The sequence below is a fragment of the Nonlabens ulvanivorans genome, from assembly GCF_032922765.1.
GTDB lineage: Bacteria > Bacteroidota > Bacteroidia > Flavobacteriales > Flavobacteriaceae > Nonlabens > Nonlabens ulvanivorans.
The window spans coordinates 1,180,879-1,205,820 of record NZ_CP136694.1; the positions used below are offsets into that span (position 1 = coordinate 1,180,879).

The 24,942-nt window shown below is 34.6% G+C and carries 17 protein-coding genes; 12 read left to right on the top strand and 5 right to left on the bottom strand.

Annotation, left to right across the window (positions count from 1 at the left end; all coding sequences use genetic code 11):
• Position 1 precedes the first annotated feature (1 nt).
• The 12 genes from R1T42_RS05410 to R1T42_RS05465 all read left to right on the top strand — a co-directional run bounded on the left by R1T42_RS05410 (position 2) and on the right by R1T42_RS05465 (position 14,492).
• Positions 2-2,410 carry a 3-hydroxyacyl-CoA dehydrogenase/enoyl-CoA hydratase family protein gene (locus tag R1T42_RS05410; RefSeq protein WP_042246971.1) on the top strand — a complete coding sequence of 803 codons (2,409 nt, stop codon included), beginning with the start codon at positions 2-4 and terminating at the stop codon, positions 2,408-2,410.
• A gap of 4 nt (positions 2,411-2,414) precedes the next feature.
• The gene (locus R1T42_RS05415) at positions 2,415-3,605 is read left to right on the top strand and encodes an acetyl-CoA C-acyltransferase (protein WP_042246968.1); all 1,191 of its coding nucleotides are present in this window, start codon (positions 2,415-2,417) and stop codon (positions 3,603-3,605) included.
• A gap of 39 nt (positions 3,606-3,644) precedes the next feature.
• Positions 3,645-5,459: an acyl-CoA dehydrogenase family protein gene (locus R1T42_RS05420; RefSeq protein WP_317291592.1), complete on the top strand. Its 1,815-nt coding sequence runs from the start codon at positions 3,645-3,647 to the stop codon at positions 5,457-5,459.
• Between the two features lie 139 nt (positions 5,460-5,598).
• Positions 5,599-6,423 carry a mechanosensitive ion channel family protein gene (locus R1T42_RS05425; protein WP_036584961.1) on the top strand — a complete coding sequence of 275 codons (825 nt, stop codon included), beginning with the start codon at positions 5,599-5,601 and terminating at the stop codon, positions 6,421-6,423.
• A 174-nt stretch (positions 6,424-6,597) separates the two neighbouring features.
• Positions 6,598-7,458, top strand: a complete 861-nt coding sequence (locus R1T42_RS05430; RefSeq protein WP_317291593.1) for a mechanosensitive ion channel family protein — start codon at positions 6,598-6,600, stop codon at positions 7,456-7,458.
• 146 nt (positions 7,459-7,604) lie between these two features.
• Complete coding sequence (locus R1T42_RS05435; protein ID WP_317291594.1) at positions 7,605-8,945, top strand: M28 family metallopeptidase; 1,341 nt, start codon at positions 7,605-7,607, stop codon at positions 8,943-8,945.
• Positions 8,946-9,122: 177 nt separating this feature from the next.
• Entirely contained in the window at positions 9,123-9,707 is a 585-nt protein-coding gene (locus tag R1T42_RS05440) for a hypothetical protein (RefSeq protein ID WP_317291595.1), read from the top strand.
• Positions 9,697-11,472 (top strand): tetratricopeptide repeat-containing sensor histidine kinase, encoded by a 1,776-nt coding sequence (locus R1T42_RS05445; RefSeq protein ID WP_317291596.1) that lies wholly within the window; start codon positions 9,697-9,699, stop codon positions 11,470-11,472. Before R1T42_RS05440 ends, R1T42_RS05445 begins: the two co-directional genes overlap by 11 nt.
• Positions 11,469-12,095, top strand: a complete 627-nt coding sequence (locus tag R1T42_RS05450; RefSeq protein ID WP_317291597.1) for a response regulator transcription factor — start codon at positions 11,469-11,471, stop codon at positions 12,093-12,095. The genes R1T42_RS05445 and R1T42_RS05450 overlap by 4 nt, the downstream gene beginning before the upstream one ends.
• Before the next feature lie 252 nt (positions 12,096-12,347).
• On the top strand, positions 12,348-13,379 hold the full coding sequence (locus tag R1T42_RS05455) for an SRPBCC family protein (RefSeq protein ID WP_317291598.1): 1,032 nt from the start codon (positions 12,348-12,350) through the stop codon (positions 13,377-13,379).
• Entirely contained in the window at positions 13,372-13,743 is a 372-nt protein-coding gene (crcB, locus tag R1T42_RS05460; RefSeq protein ID WP_036584950.1) for a fluoride efflux transporter CrcB, read from the top strand. Before R1T42_RS05455 ends, crcB begins: the two co-directional genes overlap by 8 nt.
• Positions 13,743-14,492 carry a DJ-1/PfpI family protein gene (locus R1T42_RS05465; RefSeq protein WP_317291599.1) on the top strand — a complete coding sequence of 250 codons (750 nt, stop codon included), beginning with the start codon at positions 13,743-13,745 and terminating at the stop codon, positions 14,490-14,492. Before crcB ends, R1T42_RS05465 begins: the two co-directional genes overlap by 1 nt.
• Positions 14,493-14,734: 242 nt before the next feature.
• Here the strand turns inward: R1T42_RS05465 and R1T42_RS05470 are convergent, their stop codons facing one another.
• The 5 genes from R1T42_RS05470 to R1T42_RS05490 all read right to left on the bottom strand — a co-directional run bounded on the left by R1T42_RS05470 (position 14,735) and on the right by R1T42_RS05490 (position 24,860).
• Positions 14,735-15,595: an endonuclease/exonuclease/phosphatase family protein gene (locus R1T42_RS05470; protein WP_317291600.1), complete on the bottom strand. Its 861-nt coding sequence runs from the start codon at positions 15,593-15,595 to the stop codon at positions 14,735-14,737.
• Between the two features lie 91 nt (positions 15,596-15,686).
• Positions 15,687-16,181, bottom strand: a complete 495-nt coding sequence (locus R1T42_RS05475) for a DUF805 domain-containing protein (protein ID WP_235183359.1) — start codon at positions 16,179-16,181, stop codon at positions 15,687-15,689.
• Between the two features lie 109 nt (positions 16,182-16,290).
• Positions 16,291-18,570, bottom strand: a complete 2,280-nt coding sequence (tamL, locus tag R1T42_RS05480; protein ID WP_317291601.1) for a translocation and assembly module lipoprotein TamL — start codon at positions 18,568-18,570, stop codon at positions 16,291-16,293.
• A 9-nt stretch (positions 18,571-18,579) separates the two neighbouring features.
• Positions 18,580-23,664 (bottom strand): translocation/assembly module TamB domain-containing protein, encoded by a 5,085-nt coding sequence (locus tag R1T42_RS05485; RefSeq protein ID WP_317291602.1) that lies wholly within the window; start codon positions 23,662-23,664, stop codon positions 18,580-18,582.
• Between the two features lie 236 nt (positions 23,665-23,900).
• Positions 23,901-24,860, bottom strand: coding sequence for a DUF3078 domain-containing protein (locus tag R1T42_RS05490; RefSeq protein ID WP_317291603.1), 960 nt, complete (start codon positions 24,858-24,860; stop codon positions 23,901-23,903).
• Between the last annotated feature and the right edge of the window lie 82 nt (positions 24,861-24,942).

Consider the following 24,942-nt stretch of genomic DNA (forward strand, 5'->3'; position numbering starts at 1 on the left):
TATGGGAAAACGTAGAATTAAACATGTAACCGTAATAGGTTCAGGAATTATGGGAAGCGGTATTGCTTGCCATTTTGCAAACATAGGTTGTGAAGTACTCCTACTGGACATCGTCCCAAGAGAACTTACAGACAAAGAAAAGGCCAAAGGTCTAACTCTAGAAGACAAGGTTGTTCGTAACCGTATGGTAAACGATAATCTTACCGCTTCTATAAAGAGTAAACCAGCACCTTTATACAATAACTCATTTGTAAACAGGATTTCAACTGGAAATCTAACAGATGATTTAGCCAAAATAAAGGATACGGACTGGATTATTGAAGTCGTTGTAGAAAGGCTAGACATTAAAAAATCTGTTTTTGAACAAATTGAGAAGTATCGTAAACCTGGTACTTTAATTACATCAAATACTTCTGGTATTCCTATCTCTTTCATGAATGAAGGACGTAGTGAAGATTTCCAAAAGCACTTTGCAGTAACTCACTTTTTCAATCCGCCGAGATATTTAAAATTATTTGAAGTTGTTCCAGGTCCTAATTGTGATCCAGCGGTTACTGACTTCTTAATGGAATATGGAGAGAAATACCTAGGTAAGACATCAGTTCTTGCAAAAGATACTCCTGCTTTTATAGGAAACCGTATCGGTATATTCTCTATTCAGAGTTTATTCCACACTGTTAAAGAAATGGGTCTTACTGTGTCTGAGGTTGATAAACTTACTGGTCCTGTCATAGGGCGTGCTAAGTCTGCCACTTTTAGAACCGTAGACGTTGTTGGACTAGACACACTTGTACATGTTGCAAATGGTGTTTATGAAAACTGCCCAGAAGACGAGCATAAAGACACCTTTAAATTACCAGACTTCATCAATACCATGATGGAAAATAAATGGTTAGGTTCTAAAACTGGTCAAGGTTTTTATAAAAAGAACGTCACTAAAGAAGGTAAAAAAGAGATTCTAGCATTAGATCTAGACTCTATGGAATATGTAGTACAGCCACGTGCAAAGTTTGCTACTCTAGAATTAACTAAATCAATAGATAATGTAGCAGATCGTTTTCCTGTATTAATTAAAGGAAAAGATAAAGCTGGTGATTTCTATAGAAAATCATTTGCTTCACTATTTGCATACGTACAACATAGAATTCCAGAAATAAGCGATGAATTGTATCGTATAGACGATGCAATGAGTGCAGGTTTCGGTTGGGAACATGGACCATATCAGGTTTGGGATGCCGTAGGTGTTGCAAAAGGTGTGGAATTAATGGAAGCAATCGGTAAAAAACCAGCTGCTTGGGTAACAGAAATGCTAGAGAAAGGATTTGAGTCTTTCTATACCGTAAAAGATGGATCTACCTACTACTACTCTATCCCAGATAAAGATTATGTAAAGAAACCAGGACAGGATGGATTTATCATTCTAGACAATTTACGTGCAAATGCTCCAGTATTTAAAAATTCTGGTGTAACCGTTCACGATATCGGTGATGGTATCTTAAACGTAGAGTTTACATCTAAAATGAACTCTATAGGTGGTGATGTTCTTGCCGGTATGAATAAAGCTATTGATATCGCCGAAGATCGTTTTGACGGTTTAGTAGTAGCAAATAATGGTGCAAACTTCTCTGTAGGAGCAAATATCGGTATGATATTTATGATGGCTGTAGAGCAGGAATATGATGAGCTGAATATGGCTATCAAACAATTCCAGGATACAGTTATGAGATTGCGTTACAGTAGTATTCCTACTATAGTCGCACCGCATCAAATGGCACTAGGTGGTGGTTGTGAAATGACCATGCACAGTGATGTTGCTGTTGCAAGTGCAGAGACTTACATCGGTCTAGTAGAATTTGGTGTAGGTGTAATTCCTGGTGGTGGTGGATCAAAAGAGATGGCATTAAGAGCTAGTGACACTTTTGAGAAAAACGACGTAGAATTAAATAGACTTAGAGAATACTTCCTTACTATAGGAACAGCCAAAGTTGCAACAAGTGCTTATGAAGCATACGATCTAGGTATCTTGAGAAAAGGTGTGGATCATGTTGTTGTAAACGATAATAGACGTATTGCTTTTGCAAAAGCACAAGCAAGACTTCTAGCTGACAAAGGTTATACACAGCCTGCTATGCGCAAGGATATAAAAGTATTGGGCCAGCAAGCATTAGGAATGTTCTTAGTAGGAACTGACGCGATGAAAGCTGGAAAATACATAAGCGAGCATGACTTAAAAATTGCAAATAAACTAGCTTATGTTATGGCTGGTGGAGATTTAAGTGCTCCTACTCTAGTGTCAGAGCAATATTTATTAGATCTAGAACGTGAAGCATTCTTAAGTCTTACTGGAGAAAGAAAGACATTAGAAAGACTTCAACACATGATCCAGAAAGGTAAACCTTTAAGAAACTAAGAAAATGACAAACGCATATATAGTTGCCGCAAAAAGAACGGCAGTAGGAAAATCAGGTCGTGGTGTTTTTAGATTTAAAAGACCCGACGAACTAGCAGCAGAAACTATTCAAGGAATGTTAAATGACCTTCCTGATTTTGATAAAGGACGTATCGACGACATGATCATAGGTAATGCAATGCCAGAGGCTGAGCAAGGACTTAACATGGCACGTCAGATATCCCTTTTAGCATTAGAAAGAGTTGATATCCCAGGTATAAGTATCAATAGATGGTGTGCATCTGGACTAGATGCTATCGGTGCAGCCGTAGCAAGAATACAATCTGGAATGGCTCAATGTATAGTCGCTGGTGGTGTAGAAAGCATGAGTTATGTTCCTATGGGTGGTTATAAACCTGCTCCAGCTTATAGCCTGGCAAAGCAAGGTCACGAAGACTACTATTGGGGAATGGGACTTACTGCAGAAGAGGTTGCAAATGATTATAAGGTTTCTAGAGAAGAGCAAGATCAATTTGCTTATGACTCTCACATGAAAGCCTTAAAAGCACAAGCTGAAAACCGTTTCCAAGATCAAATTGTTCCTATCGATGTAGAAGAAACTTACCTAGACGAGAACGGAAAAAAGAAAACGAGAACCTATACAGTAACTAAAGATGAAGGACCTAGAAAAGGTACAAGTCTAGAAGCTCTTGCGAGATTACGTCCAGTATTTGCTGCAGGTGGTAGTGTTACAGCTGGTAACTCTTCTCAAACTAGTGATGGTGCTGCTTTTACACTTGTAATGAGTGAAGAAATGGTAAATGAATTAGGTATAAAGCCTATTGCAAAACTAGTAAGCTTTGCTGTAGCAGCTGTAGAACCAAGAATAATGGGTATTGCGCCTATAGAAGCTATTCCAAAGGCATTAAAACAAGCAGGTCTTGAAAAAGAAGACATGGCTCTTATTGAGTTAAATGAAGCTTTTGCAAGTCAATCTGTCGCTGTGGTTAGAGAACTAGGTCTTAATAAAGACATCGTTAACGTTAACGGTGGTGCTATTGCCCTAGGTCATCCACTAGGTTGTTCAGGTGCTAAATTATCGGTGCAAATCTTTGATGAGATGCGTAAGAGAGGAAATCAAGGAAAACACTGTATGGTTACCATGTGTGTAGGAACTGGACAAGGCGCTGCTGGTATTTTTGAGTTTTTAAATTAAGAATTACGCTTTCGCGAAAGCGAGATAACAATACATATTATGTCAACAGAAAATAAAATAGAAATGATACGCGGTGGACAATTCATCGTTAAGGAAACAAACCCATCAGAAGTATTTACTCCAGAGGACTTCTCTGATGAGCAAAAGATGATGCGCGATAGTGTAGAAGAGTTTGTAGATAAAGAAATCGTACCGCATAAGGAACGTTTTGAAAAGAAAGACTATGCACTTACTGAAGAAGTAATGCGCAAGGCAGGTGAAATGGGATTCTTAGGAATTGCTGTTCCTGAAGAATATGATGGATTAGGAATGGGCTTTGTCTCTACCATGTTAGTTTGTGATTATATATCAGGTGCAACTGGATCTATAGCAACGGCATTTGGTGCTCATACAGGAATAGGTACAATGCCTATTACTCTTTATGGTACAGAAGAACAAAAGAAAAAATACGTTCCTAAATTAGCTACTGGTGAGTGGTTTGGGGCTTATTGTTTAACAGAGCCTGGTGCAGGATCTGATGCAAATTCTGGAAAAACAAAAGCAGAACTTACAGCAGATGGAAAACACTACAAGATCAATGGTCAAAAAATGTGGATTTCTAATGCTGGATTCTGTAATGTATTTGTGGTATTTGCTCGTCTAGAAGATGATAAAAATATTACTGGGTTTATTGTAGAGAATGATCCTAGCAATGGTATTTCTATGGGTGAAGAAGAGCATAAACTAGGTATACACTCCTCTTCTACTCGTCAGGTATTCTTTAATGATTGCTTAGTTCCTGTAGAAAATATGCTTGCTGGCCGTGGTGAAGGATTCAAAATCGCCATGAATGCACTAAACGTAGGACGTATTAAACTAGCTGCTGCATGTCTAGATGCACAACGTCGTGTGATCACTCTAGCAACTAATTATGCAAATGAGCGTGAGCAATTTAAAACACCTATCGCAAAATTTGGTGCGATTAGAAAAAAGCTAGCTGAAATGGCTACTAACGCCTATGTAGGTGAAAGTGCTTCTTATCGCGCTGCTAAAGATATTGAGAATAGAATTCACTTACGTCAAGAAGAAGGAGCAACATTTGCAGAGGCAGAATTGAAAGGTGTAGAAGAATTTGCTATTGAATGTTCAATCCTTAAAGTTGCGGTATCTGAAGATATGCAAAACTGTAGTGATGAAGGTATTCAAATTTATGGTGGTATGGGCTTCAGTGCTGATGCACCTATGGAAGCTGCATGGCGAGACGCTCGTATCTCACGTATTTATGAAGGTACAAATGAGATTAACCGTATGCTAGCAGTAGGAATGCTTGTTAAGAAAGCGATGAAAGGACATGTAAATCTTCTTGAGCCAGCAATGGCAGTAGGAAATGAATTGACTTCTATTCCTTCTTTTGATACTCCAGACTTCTCAGAACCATTATCTGAAGAGATGGACATGATTAAGAAACTTAAAAAGGTTTTCTTAATGGTGGCAGGTAGTGCCGTTCAAAAATTCGGGACAGAACTAGAACAGAATCAACAACTGTTATTAGCAGCATCAGATATTCTTATAGAAATCTATATGGCTGAAAGTGCTATCCTTAGAACTCAAAAGAACATTGCACGTACAAGTGTAGAAGAGCAAAAAGAGCAAATTGCAATGTCTCAACTATATTTATATAGTGCTGTAAAAATAATACAAAATAGAGCTGAAGAAGGTATTTCAAGCTTTGCTGATGGAGATGAACAACGTATGATGCTTATGGGCCTTAAGCGTTTTACTAAGTATATCAACCTTCCTAACATTATCGAGCTACGTAATGTAGTTGCAGATAAAGTAACTGGAGAAAATAAATATCCATTTACTAAAGCGTAGTTTATAGTTAAGTTAGATTAAGTTAAGTTGGAACCGCTATCAATACCAATTGATAGCGGTTTTTTTTATGTTAAAATGGCTAGAAGTATTAACAAATCATAAACGTAGATGATATATCCTTAATTTACTTTTGTGCCCTATGAAAGAATTATTAGAAAATTTTAATTTAGAAAAAGGATTTGAACTTATCCTAGAATACGGTATACCTTTAGTTAAGGCAATACTTATCTATCTGATAGGTAGATGGCTTATTAATAAAGTGCTGAGAGTCACACAAAAATTCATGCTTTTAAGGAAATATGATGTGACGCTTGAAAAGTTTCTTTTAAATCTTATTAAGTGGGGACTTTGGATTCTTTTAATTGTTTCAATAGTAGGGACATTAGGAATACAAACGACCAGCTTTGCAGCAATTATAGGAGCTGCAGGTCTTGCGATAGGATTAGCATTGCAAGGATCATTATCTAATTTTGCTGGTGGTGTATTATTACTTCTATTCAAACCTTTTAAGGTTGGTGATACCGTTGAAGCGCAAGGGATCATAGGTACAATTAAAGAAATTGATATTTTACAAACTAAAGTTATAACTCCACAACGTAAACTAGCTATTATACCTAATGGACCATTACTGAACGGTAATATTATTAACTTTAATACAGAAGGTATTCTTAGATGTGACACGACTATAGGTGTGAGTTATGATGCTGATATTACAAAAACAATCGAGGCACTACGCAAATTAGCTACTGATCACCCATTGGTTCTCGAGGACCCAGCACCACAAATTGTAGTCGCAGCAAATGCAGACAGTTCTATAAATATACACGTGAGACCATATACACTTACTGATGATGTATGGACAGTACACTGGTATTTACAACAAAACTTCAAACCTACCCTAGATGCAATTGGTGTTGAAATCCCTTATCCACATCAGGTAGAAATACAAAAACAAGGATCATAAAAAATCTTCCTAATTGATAAAGCCACTTTATATGAAGTGGCTTTTTTATGCGCTTTTATTGTTCAATGGTATTTATTTTACGATAAAAAACTATTTATACAAAAACTCAATTCTTTTTCAGGCTACTCACTTATCGTTATTAAATTCGTTTTTTTTTAAATCAAAACAATAAAAATGATGCAAGAACCAATCGTAGAAGCAAAAAACGTAGATGTTAATATTGACCCTAGTGGATTTAGTATTGAGAACCTGACAGGCTATGCCTTAGAATATGGAGTACCTTTATTAAAGGCAATACTGATTTATATCATCGGTGCTTTTATCATAAAAAAGCTAGTTAAATTAGTTAGCAAACTAATGGATAAAAGGGATTATGATTTAACCCTTAAAAAGTTTCTTACTAACTTAATTAAATGGGTTTTAACTATCCTATTAGTAGTTACTGTAGCTGGCACTTTAGGTATAGAAACGGCTAGTTTTGCAGCTATATTAGCAGCAGCAGGTCTTGCTATAGGTCTTGCTTTACAAGGTTCATTATCTAATTTTGCTGGTGGTGTTCTTATCTTAATTTTTAAACCTTATAAAATAGGAGATTTAATAGAAGCACAAGGTGAATTAGGAGCTGTTAAAGAAATTGATATTCTAGTTACTAAGTTGATTACACCAGCAAATAAACTAGCCATTATCCCTAATGGTCCTATGGCAAATGGAAATATTGTTAACTATACTGCTGAAGGTAAAATGAGAGTTGATACCACTGTAGGAATAGGATATGGAGAAGACATGAAACAGGCTAAAGATGCTCTTCTTGCTATGTTAGAATCTAATCCTAAGGTACTTAAAGACCCGGCACCTTCTGTTAATGTGAGTGAGCTAGCAGAAAGTTCTGTAAACCTAGCGGTAAGACCATATTGTACACCAGAAGACTATTGGGACGTTTATTTCTGGACTATTGAAAATACAAAACTTGTATTAGATAGAGAGAAAATTGAAATCCCTTATCCACATGCAGTTGAGATACAGAAAGAAGCTTAATCAATTCTTTCTTTTATGTAAAGCCTCAATTTATTTTGGGGCTTTTTTTTACGCTTTCGCGAAAGCTTAAAATGACATCACTCCTTTAACAATTTACTAAATGTTTGTAATGTTATAGGTATTATCTTAGGGCAAAATTATCAATCATGAAAAACGGTTTGCTTTTATTGCTGTTCATCAGTATGTTTTCAACAGCTCAACTGCCTAGCGCACATCAACAAGATTTATATAAAATTATAGATGAAGTAAGTGCTGATAGAATTGAAAATGATGTAAAAAAGTTGGCTGGATTTGGGACAAGAAATACATTTTCAGATACCGTATCCAATACTCGTGGAATAGGTGCTGCAAGAAGATGGATAAAAGCAGAGTTTGATAAAATATCTGCAGATTGTGGTGGTTGCCTTGAAGTATTTTACCAAAAAGATCTAGTTACTACAGATATGGGAAGTCGCGTTCCTAAAGATGCTTATGTAGTTAATGTAGTAGCCATACAACGTGGAACTACAAATCCTAACGACATGGTCATGATGAGTGGTGATATAGATTCTAGAGCTAGCGATACAATGGACTTTAAAACAGATGCGCCTGGTGCAAATGACAACGCAAGTGGTATGGCTGGTACTATAGAAGCCGCTAGGGTTTTAAGTAAGCGCAAGTTCAAAAATAGTATTGTGTACGTAGGTTTAAGTGGTGAAGAGCAAGGACTATTTGGTGGTAAGGGACTTGCCGACTATGCGAAAAAGAAAGAATGGAATGTCATAGGCTTTTTAAATAATGATATGATAGGAAATATTAAAGGTGTAGATGGAGTCATTGACAACAGAGAGTTCAGAATATTCTCAGAGCCTACTGACCCAACCGAAACAGAACGCCAGCGTAATGGTCGTAGGTTTTATGGTGGTGAAGTTGATGGTATTTCTAGACAACTAGCACGTTACATCCATAAATCAGTAAAAACCTATATGCCAGAGATGAAGCCTATAATGGTATATAGATTAGATCGTTTTGGCCGTGGTGGACATCACAGGCCGTTTGCAGATTTAGGTTTTCCAGGTATACGTATCATGGAGGCACATGAAAATTATACACAGCAACATCAAGATATTAGAACAGAGAATGGTGTGAATTATGGTGATGTTGTTGAACATGTCAATTTTCCATATGCCCGTAAACTAACTGCTGTCAATGCTATAAATCTAGCACAATTAGCCTGGGCTCCTACCCGACCTCAAAATGTAAAAATTGGTGGGATTGTAGAAGCTAATGTAAGATTAAAATGGGATCCTGTTAAAGATGCAGTGGGATATAAAATATACTGGCGTGATACAACGAGTCCTACATGGGATCATTTTAGATATGTAGGAGACGTCAATGAATATACTCTAAATGAAATCGTAATTGATAACTCGTTTTTTGGAGTTGTTGCAGTAGGTAAAGATGGAATTGAAAGCATGGTCAGTTTCCCTAGTGGCGTTTTTAGGTAGTATATCTCGATTAAAAAATAAAAAAGCCTGTTCTTAATGAACAGGCTTTTTTATGGGATACTTGTTTATTGAACTTAAAATCAGTTACTTTATTCGTTGTAATTATAAATACCCTTTATGGGGTATATAATATCATCACATAATCAACCATATTTAACCAACCAAAAACTCAACCCTATGAAAATTAGACTTGCCATTTTATGCTTATGTACTTTTGCCATATTTTCTTGTAAAAATGAAATAAAAGCAGATGAAGATATTGAAAGTAAAGAGCTCAAAAAAAAGGATACAAACAGCGCTATTTTAAAAACCAATCAAGATCCTTATGATTACTGTAGTATTCTAGAAACTTATGTTCAATTAGCAAATACAGATATGGAAACCTACCATATTGCAGAAACCGGTATGAATGATAATATAGGTTTATCTGCAATGATTTATATGGACGTCAACACCAAAACCATTACTCAGATTGATTTTGAATCTAAAAATAATTTTAAGAATGTAGAAACTGCATCATTTGAAAAAGTTGATAACGAATATGTGCTGAAAATAACGCTCTATGAATCACCACAAGCTGGTGATGTATTAACGACTATCACAGCTGCAGTTTTAAACGACGTAAAGCCTACTATGGATTTTAAAACTGTAATTGACATTAACGACGAAAGTATGACGTGTGGACAAAATAAAATGGATTTATTTATTCCTCTTAAAAAAGGTCACTCCTTTAAAAGACCTAGTTTAAGTAGTGGAAACTAGATTTTTTCTATACATAAGCCTGATTTTGTGCTTTACTCAGATAGGGAATTCCCAATCTGCCAAATTAGAGTCGTTAGGAAAGCTAAATGCAGCATCTAAATTTGTAGAGTCAAAAGAACTAATCAAAACCATGGATACTCTTGCTTTTTCAAATACTGAAAAAGCAAGGTATTATTATGAAAATGCTATAATAGAATCCAATACATCGACTGATTTAATGCATTCTTACAAGCTGTTATTGTCAGCAAAAAGACATGTTCCTGAAGACTCTCTAGAGCTTAGGTTTAAGATCAATGACGAACTTATCTATACTTACCTTTCAACTATTGAAAATGCGCTGCCGTTTGAAGATCTAGTTAGAGAAAACTGTGATATTGCTCACCTCTCACAAGATCCTAAAATGCTGGTGAATTGTGACTTTTATTATATATATAATGAAGGTTATGAGACAGAGGCAAGTATTGAGCGCTCAATAGGCAGATTACACCATTCAAAATATATCGCTAAAGAAAATGATTTAATAGATATGGTGAAAAGCATTGAATTGAATCTAGGTATTTTATACGACCTCGCAAATCGCAAAGACTCTGCTTTATATTATTTTAATTCATTAATCCCTTACTATGAACAGCAAGAAGATTTTGAAACACTTAAAGATTTATATAACAGTAAGGCTCAAACTTTAAAGCAATCTAAAAGATACGAAGAGGCTATTTATTACTACAATAAATCTTTAAATGACCACTACCCTATTGATAATCAAGAAAAAATGGTCATGGTAACTAGAAACTTAGCGGAGGCTTATTACCTTAATAAAAACTATGAAGAAAGTGCCACATTGTATCGTGATAAAATAAGAATTTCAGATTCTCTGAAAACCGTCGCTGCAGCCAGATCCTTAGAAGAACTAGAAGCAAAATATCAAACCACTCAAAAAGAAAAAGAAAATCTAGAACTTAAAGCTGATAAAGAAAAACAACGCAATCAAATTTATGCACTCTCAGGAGCAGCAATAATTTTGTTACTATCTGGTGGCCTCATCTACAACAACCAACGAAAGAAAAAATTAATTGCTCAGAAAGAGCAAATAATCCAAAAAAGTCGTGCCGATACCATTCTTAAAAATCAAGAATTAGCAACCATAGATGCTATGATTACGGGACAAGAAAAAGAACGTAAAAGACTCGCAGAAGAATTACATGATGATCTAGGAAGCACATTAACCACTGTCCGACTATACTTTGAAAACCTAAAAGAACAATTCAGTGAAGAAAAATCCGAGCTAGTTTTTAATCGAACAGAGAATCTACTAGATGAAGCATATGAAAAAATACGTCTAATGTCTCATACCAGAAATAGCGGTGTCATGGCTAGTAAGGGATTGATTCCTACTTTGGAATCGCTAGCAGACAAAGTTTCACAAGGCGGAAAAGTACATGTAGAGGTATTACATCATGGTCTGGATCAATCCTTAGAAAATAGCCTAGAACTTACTATCTTTAGAATATTGCAAGAATTATTAAGTAATATCATTAAACATGCACAAGCTACAAATGCTGTAATCAGCCTTACCGCATATCAAGACAGTATTAATATTATGGTCGAAGATGATGGTATAGGGTTCAAAAAAGAATCAAATCAAGAAAAGGCTGGTATAGGTTTACATAATATTGAAAAAAGAATTGAAGATTTGGATGGTACCATAGAAATCGATTCTCAATTAAATCACGGAACTACTGTTAATCTAGATATACCCCTAAAATGATAAGATTACTAATAGCCGAAGATCATCAATCGCTCATAGATGGTCTTTTATTACTATTTAAAGATGTTCAAGAGATTGAAGTCGTAGGTACCGCAAAAGATGGTAAAGAGTTACTTGAAAAATTAGACTTTAAAAAGCCAGATGTTCTATTAACAGACATTAGTATGCCACGTATGAATGGTGTTGAATTGTGTAAAAAAGCTTTAAAAATACGTCCTACCTTAAAAGTAATTGCCTTCTCCATGTTTAATAACGAAGATGCGATACGAGAAATGATTAAAGCCGGCGCTTATGGTTATATATTAAAAACCAGTAGTCTAAAAGAAGTCAAAACTGCTATAATTAAAGCAAGTAAAGGACAACGATACTTTGATGCTTCTATTAATATCAATGAAATAGAAAGCAATGAAATTTCTAATAATAAAACAATACTGTCACCTAGTGAAACGAAAATTTTAAAGTTAATAGCACAAGGAAAAACATCATCAGAAATTGCCGAAATACGATTTACAGCTGTTAGCACAATTATTAAACATCGTAAAAATATTATTCAAAAACTAGGCTTACAAGGCAAAGGAGAGTTATTAAGATATGCTTTACAAAAACACCAGCATTACAAGTGATTCACAATTGTTAAATGAATTATTTGTTTTTACTAGAAATACTTTAAAATATACCCATTAAAGGGTATTTTATAAATACACAAACTACTTTAACTTTGAATTGTTATACAAGATTGAATAGGAATTATTTCCTTATACAATAATTTTAGGGGGAAGGAAGTCCTGATAAGACTTTCTCATTTACGGTCGGAAATCTTTTCCGACCGTTTTTTTTATGCTTAATCGTATATTTGATAAATCAAAATTCCCTAAATGAAAGTCCTTAAATACCTCTTTCTCTTTATACTAGTAATTATCATAGGTGCAGCAGTATATTTTTCTTTACAAGATGGTACGTATTATATCACAGAAAAGAAAATAATTAAAGCACCGCCAGAGATGATTTATGAAGAAATTTCAGATTTTAAAAACTGGAACCATTGGAATCCATGGACTAATTCTACTGAAGTAACTAACACGTTAGGTGATATAACGACAGGTATTAATGGAAACTATAGTTTTAAAAATGAATACGGTAATGGTTCTATGACAATTACTGCTTTAGAACCCAACAAAAGTGTGGCGTCGGAAATAGAATATCATACTAGTATTTCTGATTCAAAAAGTGTTGTAACAATGACATTAAACCCAGTGCCTGAAGGGACAGAAGTTGTTTGGAATATTAAAGGTGAAGATGGCCTCAAAAATAAGGTTATGAATTTTATTCTAGGATTAGATCTAGAAGAGGAAATCAGACCTATGTATAAAAAAGGCCTTAATAATATAGAAGAATATCTATTAGTAGAAATGAAAAAGTTCGAAATCAGTAATCCTGGATTAGTTGATTATGGAGGTGGTTATATACTTTATCAAACAACCTCTACTAGCATGGATAAATTTTCTGGTGAAATGGCAATCATGTTACAAGATATTATGAAGTACATGAAAGAAGAAAATATATCTATGTATGGAATGCCTATGAGTATTTATGAAAAATTTGATCATAATAACAACAGTGTAATTTTTTCTGCAGCTATACCGGTAAGAGATCGTGTAATTCCAGCGACAGACGTAGCGGTATTATGTACTTATATAGAGCCTACAAGAGCGGTTAAAGTTACCTTAAAAGGTACTTATGACCACTTACAAGAAACATGGGATAAGGGACAATTATTTATGGCACAACAAGGATATATACCTGGATTACAAGCACCATTTGAGGTTTATAAGACAGATCCGGCTTTAACACCTAATCCAGCAGATAACATCACTGAAATATATTTACCAGTTGTAGAAAATGATTAAGCAGCTTCTTTTAGTATTTATTGGTGGAGGCTTCGGTTGTGTACTACGTTTTTTATTTTCTGTATGGATTAATACAGATCAGATCAAATGGATACCTACTATTGTTGCTAATGTTATAGGCTGTTTTTTGTTAGGATTATTTCTATCACTTTCTCATAAAAACATACTAGATAGTCATGGCTATATTTTATTAGGAATAGGCTTTTGCGGTGGCTTAACCACTTTTTCTACCTTTTCTGTAGATGTATTTAAACTCACTAATGAATCTAATTATTTAGGAGCCTTAATTTATCTACTATTAACTATTATTCTAGGATATATAGCCGTTTACTGTGCTTATTATCTAGGCAAACAACTTAATTAATGCCTAAATTATTTATCACCTTACTGTGCTTTTTCATTTTGATATCGTGCCAGCAAGAACAAAAACCTGTATTAACCACCACGAGCTCAACTCAGCACAAAGCTCCTACTCTATTAAAAGACGCTTATAATGTAGGTTTTTTAGTGATGGACGGTACTTTCAATACTGAACTGACTGCTCCATTCGATATTTTTCAACACACACGCTTTCGCGAAAGCGTAAAACCAATGAACACATTTACAGTTGCACAGTCTAAAAATATTATCACAACATTTGAGGGATTGAGGCTGCAGCCAGATTATGATTTTAATGACGCGCCTCGAATTGATATTTTAGTTATTCCAAGTGCCGAGCATCATCTAGATAGTGACTTAGAAAACACTGAGGTAATAAATTGGATTAAACAAACTGGTAGTGCTGCCACTTATATAACATCACATTGCGATGGCGCGTTTATGCTTGCACAAGCAGGCATATTAGACCACGTGGTGTCAACCACATTCCCTAGTGACGTCCATAAAATGAGGGAAAGATTTCCAAATCTAGACATACGGGAAAATGTATGGTTTGTACACGATGGTAAAGTAATTACTAGTGCTGGTGGTGCACGATCTTTTGAAGCTGCTATGTATTTATGTGATGTACTTTACGGGCCAGATGTTACAAATGATCTTGCTGGTGGTTTAGTATTAGAATACAATCTTGCCGACTATCCACATCTTATAATAAATCAAAAAAAAGGAAATTAATCGCCTGCATCTTTTATAGCATCAGGTAACTTTATAAGATTTTCTATTCCGGATTTTTTCATTTGTTTTTTCACATCTTGCCAGTCCTCTTTTGAAGGTTCTTTAGGTGCTTGATCTTCTGCCAGTTCTGGTTCAAAAGTTAATACAGCCCATGATGGAAAGTGGTCACTTTCAAAATTAGTACCTGTTCCAGCATCCTTTAACCTAAATTCTGGAGAGGTAAGAATATGGTCTAGTGGCCATCACATTAATGGGTACTGTGCATGGTAGGTGTTATAAAAACCTCTACCTATCCTTAAATCTAACAGCTTACCAATCGTTTTAGTAAGTTGAGTGCTATCAGACCAGGCAACATCATTAAAATCCCCTAAGACAATTACTGGAATTTCAAAATTATGACTTGCCATAGCCGTTAAAATCAACTCTTTATCGCGATCTGTACTCATAGGATTGTGCTGTGGCATCGGTGGCGTGGGATGTATGGCAAATAGCTGAAACGGTTTTCCATTTCTCATAATCACTTTAGCCTCTATAGAAGGTATATCTGGATCGACTTTAAATCTAATTTTAATATCGGTAAGTTCTAATTTTGAATAAACCAACATACCATAAGTATTATCTTGTGGTTGTTCAATCTTAAAAGGATATGCCTCACCGATTTGCTGTTTGATTTCTTCACTCCATCTTTGGTCGGTTTCTGTAAAAACAATAAGATCTGGTTTTTGCTCCTTAATTTCTTGATAAAGATTACCACCGCTATCATTTTTCTGTAAAACATTAGCCGTATAAATCTCAATTATTGAATCCTCATTAACATGCTCAGAACTATCATTTACCTCAACTTTTACAAAAGGTGTGTAATCGATAAACTTTACAAATTGAAATATAAAACAGCCTATTAAAATACTTATGTAGGCATAATCGTTTACCCATTTGGGTTTAAACGTAAAGAAATATAGAAGGATGGCCAAAAGTGTAAAAGCCGTGAGCTGTAAATGTGGAAAGTCAAAGATGCGTATCCACCAATAGTCTACAGCAATAAGAGGTAATAAACTTAATAAAGCAGCTATTAAGCCTAAAACCTGAAAAATTTTCCTCCACATAAACGTTTTATGTTAAAGATAATGAGTATTACCATTTAACCGTTTATAGTTGAGGAAAATTTAAGTTTATTTGTTAAATTTTAATAATTTATTAAAATTGGTTCCTGTTAAAATCATCATTCCCTATTCCTTTAGGATTAGGTCCCCATTGATTAGCACCATGTTTACTATCCTCAACGCAAAAAATTAGTAAGATGATACCACCTATAAAAGGTATAAGTCCCATAAAGTAAAACCAACCACTACGACCAGTGTCATGTAATCTCCTTACGATAACAGCTAATGATGGAATTATAGTAGCTAAAATGTATAATAACATAAGAATTCCAAATGGAATTGCTATTGCTTCATTTTCTGATGCAGCTCCTATAATCACAGGTACATACAAAATCATAAATACAATAAAATTAAATAATTGCCAGTACCAGTATTCTGATCTTCTTGCACGACCTGTAAAATCAGTATATTTATTAAAAACCGATTTTACTGCCTCCATCATGGTCATTCCATTGGATTCTGGCATAAATGGTTCTCTCTCACGACGTGAGCGTACTTCTGTGTTTTGGGGTTGGTTATTGGTTTCCATATGTTAAATTTAAGAAGGCAATTTAAGCACTTATTTTCTTAAATCTAATAGTGAAATGTAAGATTTTTTTTACTATGCTTTCGCGGAAGCGTTATCTAACAAGACTTCTTTAAAATGGATAACCTATAGCAAAATTGAAAACTGGGTTTTCTATATCAAAATTCCATCGCTCACCAGACGGCATAGATGGGTCATGCCATGGAGCAGCAAGATCAAAACGTATTACAAATCCCTGCACGTCAACTCGCATTCCTAATCCTGCTCCTATCCCAAATTCATTATAAAAATTACTAGAAAATTCACCACCTGGTAATCCATTACCTGCTGTGGTCCATACATTTCCTGCGTCTACAAAAAGTGCCCCTTTAAAATAACTGTAAATAGGGAAACGGTATTCAATGTTTGCTTCTAATCGTACATTACCAGATTGATCAAAAAAGGAACGGTCGTCATCGTCCTCTGGACTATAAACTCCTGGCCCTAATGATCTAGTTCTAAAAGCGCGAACACTATAAGCTCCACCTGAAAAATATTGCTTACTAAACGGTAACACATCACTATTACCATACGGTAAGCTATAACCAGCAAAAAATCGAGTGGCAATACGAGAATCTTTGTTTAACAAATAGTGAAATCTGAAGTCTACATCTGCCTTTGCATATTGTGCATATTGTAGTCCTAAAAATTCATTCTTTCCTTCTTCATTTTCTTTACTTAATAAGCTGATGCTATTACCAGCTATATCTACTGTATTATTTACATAAAACAAAGCTTTTTTACGTTCATCTATAAGCTCATTATAAGTAAAAGAATAGGTTAAACCAGAAATGAATTGCTGCTCAAAACTGTTTTGTAAAAAGGTATTCTCATCTAGTATTTCTTCAAATTCTGTAGAGGTATTTAACAGATTTACATAGTTAATAGAAATAGGATTGAACTCGTGTGTTACATATCGATTTGCTTGCCAAGTATAACCAAAACTACCTGAAAAAGTCAACAAGCTATATAGTTGACTTCTATTTAAAATAGTTGCGCTGAGACTGGTTTTGGTCTTAGGAATTGCATATTCGAAATAATCACTATCTACGTTTATAGGCGCCAGCATGCGTGGAAAGATTAAATCTGCTCCTAGTCCGAATTCTGTACTAGTCTGTCCGGCATCACTATTTCCTGCTATTTGCACTTCATAAGTACCAGTTGCTTTTATATTAAGGACTTCACCACCTTTAAAAAGATTACGGTTAGAAAACGTAAGTCCTAAACTAGGACCCGTAAAATCATTGGATTTAGTTACCGCCTGTAATTCTGCACGGATAGCTCTTTTATTCAAAGGCGATAAATAAATACTAGCTTCTAAATAATTAAGACTGTCGTTGGATTCTTGTAGTTCTTTATATTCTATATTGACAAATTTATAAGCACCTATGGATCCTAATCGTCGACTAGTGGCTCTAGACTTAGTAGGATTGTATAAATCACCTGGTTCTAACAATATAAAAGGATCTAACCGATCTGGTCTAAAAAAATCAGATTCTTGTATGTAATCCTTATCAGCATAATGTACACTATCTATAACCACAGTATCATTACTTGTTACATTATATGGGTAGACTTTTACAGCCTTTATTTGATAAGGCTTTATTGCTTTAGTAGGTACGTCTTTTTTGAGCTTTAAGAATAAATCAAACCTTCTATTATCATACTGATTAGTATCTGCCTGAAATATTAAAAACCCAGAATTAAAATTATAATAGCCTTTGCTTTTAAGGTTGTTATCTATACGCTCTCGCTCTTGCGTTAAGGCAGACAGATCAAAGCGAGATCCCACTTTAATGGGAGAATCTGACAATTGATTTTCTAGAACTTTATAAAATGGTATAGAATCATTATCAACCTGATAGGTTTTTAATCTATACGGATTAGGTAAACTTACTTGATAGGTTACACTACCTTCTTTTTGCTTTTGGTTTTCAATAGTTTTTGAAGTTATATTAGAGAAGAAAAAACCTCTATTCTCTAATCTATTGCGCAATAGATCTTTAGTTGCCTCTTGTTCTACATCAGATAAATAGACAGGCTTCTCTCCTATCTTTCTATTCATAAATCGCGCTATAAAGCCACCACTATCCCTTTTAACCTTATAAAAGTAATGCAAGCCTGGTCTCATTCCTAAAAAAGTGCTATTAGGTTGCGGTGATATAGTGAGATCTAATTGAGCTTTTAACGCAGCAACATCTTTTACATCTGTAAGTGAATCTAGCTTAATATCAACATATGTTTCATTAAGCAATAGTTCATCTTCAGGCACATATTTTTTAACAGCGCAAGAAGTTATAATTAAGAAAAAACTTAAGGTTATAAAACCGTGTATGTAACTGTTTGCTTTCAATGGCCTGATTTACTTATTATTTGATTCTGATGATTTTATGTCTTCTTGCTGTTCTTCTTCTTCCTCTTTGCGAGCCTTTTGATTTTCTTCAAGAACTGTTTTAGCAAATAAATTTTTGAATTCATTAAACTCTTTAGTGAATATTAATGATATACCACTAACTATTAACTGCCCGTCGATGACATTATCATACTGATTTCTACGAAAACCCTTTAAACGCCATTGACCAGTTTGAGATAACAAATACTCAATACTCAGATTACCTATCACTGGAGTTTCTTCACCATCTTGTGCAGATCCTTGTATATCCACCTCGCTACCTACACTCACAACCAGACGATCATTCAGTAATTTTTTGCTAGCTGTTACATCCAGCTGTGTACGTTCTTGAGAACTGGTACCTTGATAATCCGTATAACTATCTACACCAAAGCTAAAATCTATACCTGTCTTACCCAATAGCTTACCTCCATATTGATTCAATTGATCACTTAAAGCTTGATTTAAATTATCTCTTGCAATAGTCGCCGTGCCGCCATTACTTCCATCTGTACCAGAGGTAGGGAAAAATCGGTTAAGTACGAGAAGAGAAAAAACTTGCTTATTCAATTCTTGATCTTGATTATTCAGCTGTTGCAGTCTACCATATACCTGACCACCTACAGCACCTTGTTCATCATTAGGTAGATCAATTTTAAAGCTGATCTCTGGCTGCATTAATTCACCATCAACATTTAAATACACTAAGAAAGGTAATTGCTGTCGGAAACTATTCTTAGTACTCAAATCTGCACCACTAGTTTGACTCGCCATTAAAGCGCTGGCACTAGTTTCTACCTTATAAATAGCACTAACATCTAGGTTAGCATCAAAAGGATCACCAGACCAAGTAACGCTACCACCTTTGGCTAGATCAAATCTTCTAGATACTATCTCATATAAATTGAGTTGATAGTAACCACTATCGATTTCATATCGTCCCGTTAACGTCATTCTACCATTAGGTGTCATTCTATACTTAAGATCACCACTTCCAGCCACTTGTAAATTATCGCCTGTACTAGGATCAATGATAATCTTTAGTTTTGCGTCATCTCTTATTTTAAAATTTGCTGTAATATCAAATCCTGTAAGCGTTGCAGATTCCTCTTCAGTCTGCGTTAAAATTGCATCGGGATTTTGTCTATTCACAAATTGTACGATACCATCACGTTGAACCACATCTAACTCTGTTGCTGGAACAACATAGGTGACATCTGTAACGTCCTTAACAGTTAGATCTAAATTAATAACCGGTATGGTCAGATTACCTGTTATGGATGCACTTGCGTCAAAGGTTGCTTTACCATAGTAAAGATCATTATCCTTTGCGGTACTATTTAAGGCTGTAAAATCTTTTGCTTTTAATTTCAAATTAAAAGTAGGCACTAATAAACTCTTAGTTCCTATACTTCCATCTACGGTAAATATATCACCTTGAGCATCTGCTATACGCAACTTGTTTAAAGTAATACCTGCATTATCTACAGCTATTGTTTCATCCTTTAAAGTAAAATTAGTATCTAACATGGCTACATTTATACTAGCCTCATTAAATCTCAATTCTCCAATATAATCCGGATCTATAGTAGTTCCTGTTACTTTAAACTTTCCGTTAATAGAACCACTACCTTCCTTAAGTAAATCATCTGATAGACCTGCTATTGTTGATACATTAACTTTATTAATATTTAAATCTAGATTAAGGTTTGCTACTGTATCTGTTGCTTCATAATCGCCTTTAAGTTCAAGGTCTACATCTGCTCCTTTTATATCAAGATTCATATCATAGCGTGACCCATCTAACGATTTTGCATCTAGGTTCAATTGACCTAAAGGTACTTCCATAGCATGTAAATCCTTGATTTGCAAGTCTGCTAGAATACCTGTAGCACCATAAATATCATTAAGTATAAATTCCCCATTAACAGTTCCGGTTGCTAATTTCTCATCAGAATTTAAATAACTTAATAAGCCTTGAAGCTTAAAGTTTTTAAGCAACAGAGCGATATGTTCCTTATCCGTATTAGGACGATCGCTTCTTAATTCTATACTTTGATTATCATTACTTAATTTAAAATTTCTGAATAGCAATCGTTGCTCACCTACTGCTATTTCATTAGAATCAGGTATGTTCCACGGTTGTTTATTAAGAATTAAATCATCTATGGATAGATTAAATATAAGGTTATCAATTCCATCGATATCACGCTTTCGCGAAAGCGTGCTCGCAAAGTGAATTAATCTTTCTTCATCATCATAAGAAGTGAAATCTAGGTTAAGTTTATTCTCTGCAACTATACCTGTCAAAGCTGTGCGCTTAATATTTATAGGTCCTGCAGCAATATTTTTAAATCCTAATTGAAATTGTAAATTTTGAGCGTCTGACTGAGATGAAATCACTAAACTATCGATCTCGCTATCTGCATATTTGATATAATCTACCTTAATATCACTATCTAATTTACGCTCTTTTTCATTAAAATCCACTGCTATATTGATCGTGTCTAAGGATTGTAATTGTGGTAAAATCACATCACGTAGGATAGGTGCTGGCCTTATGTTACCTTTAATTTTCATTACAACCGGTTGTAAGGTGTCCATGTCCTGATTGGTCGTTAGATACCTATCTATATGGCGTTGTAATGCTGCGGTTATATTTGCTGGATCTGCATTAGATCTCAATTCTAGATCTAGCATTTTGTTATTCACATTTAAAGAAGTAGAATCGTTGGTTACAAAGGCATCCATACTTAAGGTACCTAACAAATAAGACTGTTCATCAAAAACAGCAATTCCATCTTCTACAGTAGAGTTAATTTTATAACTAGCTTCATTACCAGAATAAGACACCTCTACTTTACCAGCGGCTTTTACATTTTGAGAAGTGATACCGAAAGCTCTCAAATCTATTCCAGCGATATCAATAATGGCATTTACATCATTTGCATTTTGGTTCAATTTAAGATTTGCGTCTAACGCTATATTGATATTATCGTCCTTAAATTTTGAAGTAATTATCCCAGCTCCATTATTCATACTTCCTTTAATCGGGATATTAGTTAATGGATAGTCGTTGTAAGCAAAGCTAGTTATGGTACCTTCAATACTAGCATCTAAATCATTGACATTAAAACCATTACCGCTTGTCTGAAGTTGTAAGCTTAAGTTCCCCAATTCTGGCATGGAAAGCATTTTTGATAGCTCTAATTCTTCCAGAAATAATTTAGAGTCAAATTCAATTTTTTCACCATTTTTGAAATCACCATCGATTATCATTGAACCATAACTGGTCATTAGATTTGCTTTTCCCTGCACATTATTAACATTACCTGATACATTTGCTGTTAATTGTGCTTTTTGTGGTAAGGTAATGCCTAGGTCTTTTTCATTTATGAATGGTAACAATGAATTTCTATCGGTAACAACTTTTATGTTAGGTAAGTTAAACGTTAGTTGATCTACATCGGTAACTTGAGTTAAAGTACCATTTGCGGTTACAGAATTGCGTCCCCAATTTAAAGTAAAGCGATCTATTTTTAAATTTTCAGTGCTACCAGTAGCAGTCAGTCGTCCTGTTAATGGTTGTTTTGATAATTGCTTTACATATTCATTTCTATATAAATCGGGCTGGAAACTATAAAGATCTTTTAAGTCAAATATATACGATGGTATCGTTGCGTTTACTTTCAATGATTCTGGATTATTAACAAGCTGGTCAATACCATTGTATGCTAAACCAATTGATCCATCAATGGAACTATTATTAACTCTTGCTATTAAGTCTTTTATAATCAAATCATTATCTGTCACATTAATTTCACCTCTTAATTGATTAACCGTCAATCCAGAATACTCCTTAAGTGAAGTATTATCTAACAATACACGCGCACTTCTATCGGCAAGGTTAAAATTGCGTAAATCAACATTAATATCTGTCAACGAAATTGCGTCTGGCGATAATTGAGTAGTTGATGGTTGCGCACCATTTAGACTATAAAAAAAGCTATTGTTTTTAAAATTTAACTGATTTAAGGAAACATTTAAATCTGGCCATTCAATTGCTATAGGTTCATTGTTTGATTGTAGTGATGAATCTGCAATTTCAATCATAGATAATTCTATATGACTATCCTGCAATTTCACACCATCTACCACATATTGACTATTCTGAACGTCTGCCTTAGGAATAGATGATTCTAAAACGCCAAAATGAGTTTGCAGCACAATGGCTTCTGGTTTTGAGTTGTAATTTAATTCAACATTTGTCAATTGTATATTACGAGCTGACAACAATGGTAATGGAGAATCATTTGCATCATCTGTAATGGCCTCTGCTAGGTTCGTATCTTGCTCAGGGAAATCATCTTTTTCAGATTTAGCAAATGAGGTAACTACATCTTGCTCATAATTGATAATGGCATTTTTAAGTGACAGGTTTTCAATGTCAACTAACATGCGCTCTAGATCTAGTTCATTCATTTCTAGAATTAACTCATCAAAGATTGCAGTTGCATCCATCTCACCTACTTGATCTTTGTAAATAACATCAAAATTTGTAAGAACGATATTCCCTATATTAAGATTTAATGGTTGACTAGCCGTTGTATCTGGTGCGGTAGCAAACGCATCCATTAAAAATTGATAATTAAAACCTTCAATAGAATCTTTTCTAACAACTCTAGCTGTAAGACCATTCCATTTAAGATCATCAATATCGATACCTGTACCATTAATGAGTGGCCATAACGCTAAATCTGCCTCTAGACTACGAGAATACACTAGTGTGTCATTGTTAACATCACCCATATATAAGCCATCAACTTGAATATTACCATCAAAAGTAATGAAGGCACGATCTAACTGGATTTCAGTTCTTGTTTTTCCTTTTACATAATCGATTACCTGTCCTATTATGATACTTTGTCCCCATGGACTGCGTATGAACAGCAGCAATAAAATGAGGAAAATAAGTATTCCTAACATGGTGCGTGCAAATCTGCGCAGCCATCTGTATCGTGGTTTATTTGTGGATTTTAATTCTTTTTCTTGCAATTATTGACGGTATAAGACCTTAAGTTCTTAATAGAGTGCAAATTGATAAAAGTTCAATGATTTAACATAATTGGCCACGGTAAATTTCTGTTAAGAATGTATAATCAGATAAAAAATCAGGCTAAAAACGTTTTTTATAAGTAATTGATTTAAATAAAGCAGTAAGGTGTTATAAGTATGCTTTCGCGAAAGCGTATATGAGAAAAGCTATTCTGAATATATATATATAATATAAACTAAGCTTTTTTAGTAGGACGTTCTCCTAGATCATATTTAAAACCAAGACCGATGACCTGTCTAATTTGAAAACCTCTGGTTGTATTATCATCATATATCGCCTGAAACTCAAAGTTACCACTGATGTATTTATTGACCTTTAGAAAAAGATTGAGGTTATAATCGATATCAATATTCTCTGGATCTGCTAGATAGTCACTATATAAATTTATTACATTTTCCATTTGAATATTCTTGGCAACCTCAAATTTTGTATAACCACGGAAAGAGGCTCCTACTTCCCATCTAGCTGTTTTATTAGCCTCTACCCCAAAAAATGGTGTGTAGTCATCTACCGCATCTGGATCATTGATATCGACGTCAGTGAAGCTAGATGATACGGTTATCAATCTAGTAGTAGCAGGTGCGATGTTGAAATTGAAGTTTTTAGATTTTTTCCATAAAAAACCTAAACCTAATTGAAAATATGAAGGTGAAAAACCACCTGAGGTCTCGCGCCGCTTTTGAATAGATCTGGTAACGCCATCGTCACCTGTTTCTTCTTCTGTAAAGAATTCATATCCAGATATAAATTGTGATCTAAAGTTGAAAATAGTACTATAATTCCAGTAGCTCTGTTTAATTTGATTACCTAGTATACTATTCAATTCTAGACGATCAGTCGTCTTGCGCAAGTAGCGCTGATCTTTTACTTGAGAAAGACCAAAATCACTAATTAATTTAGTATCCCACGATAACTTCTTACGCTTGTATTGCATGTCATAACTGATCCCTAGGTTACCTGATACATTAGTAACTCCACCACCTTGCCAGTCGTCATTAAAAGCACTTTGATTAAATAAAAAACTTACTCTTCCCCATGATGCCCAGTTCGTACTTTGAGCAGTAGGAATACTATCTTGAGCAAAGTTTATTGAACTGAATAAAGCAAAGAATATGAGTGAATAAGTAGACTTCAAACTATAATTTTAAGGGTAAAAAGCAAATATATAATTACTATACTCTTATGTATGTCTACATCATTACTTTAAGTTTTCTTTA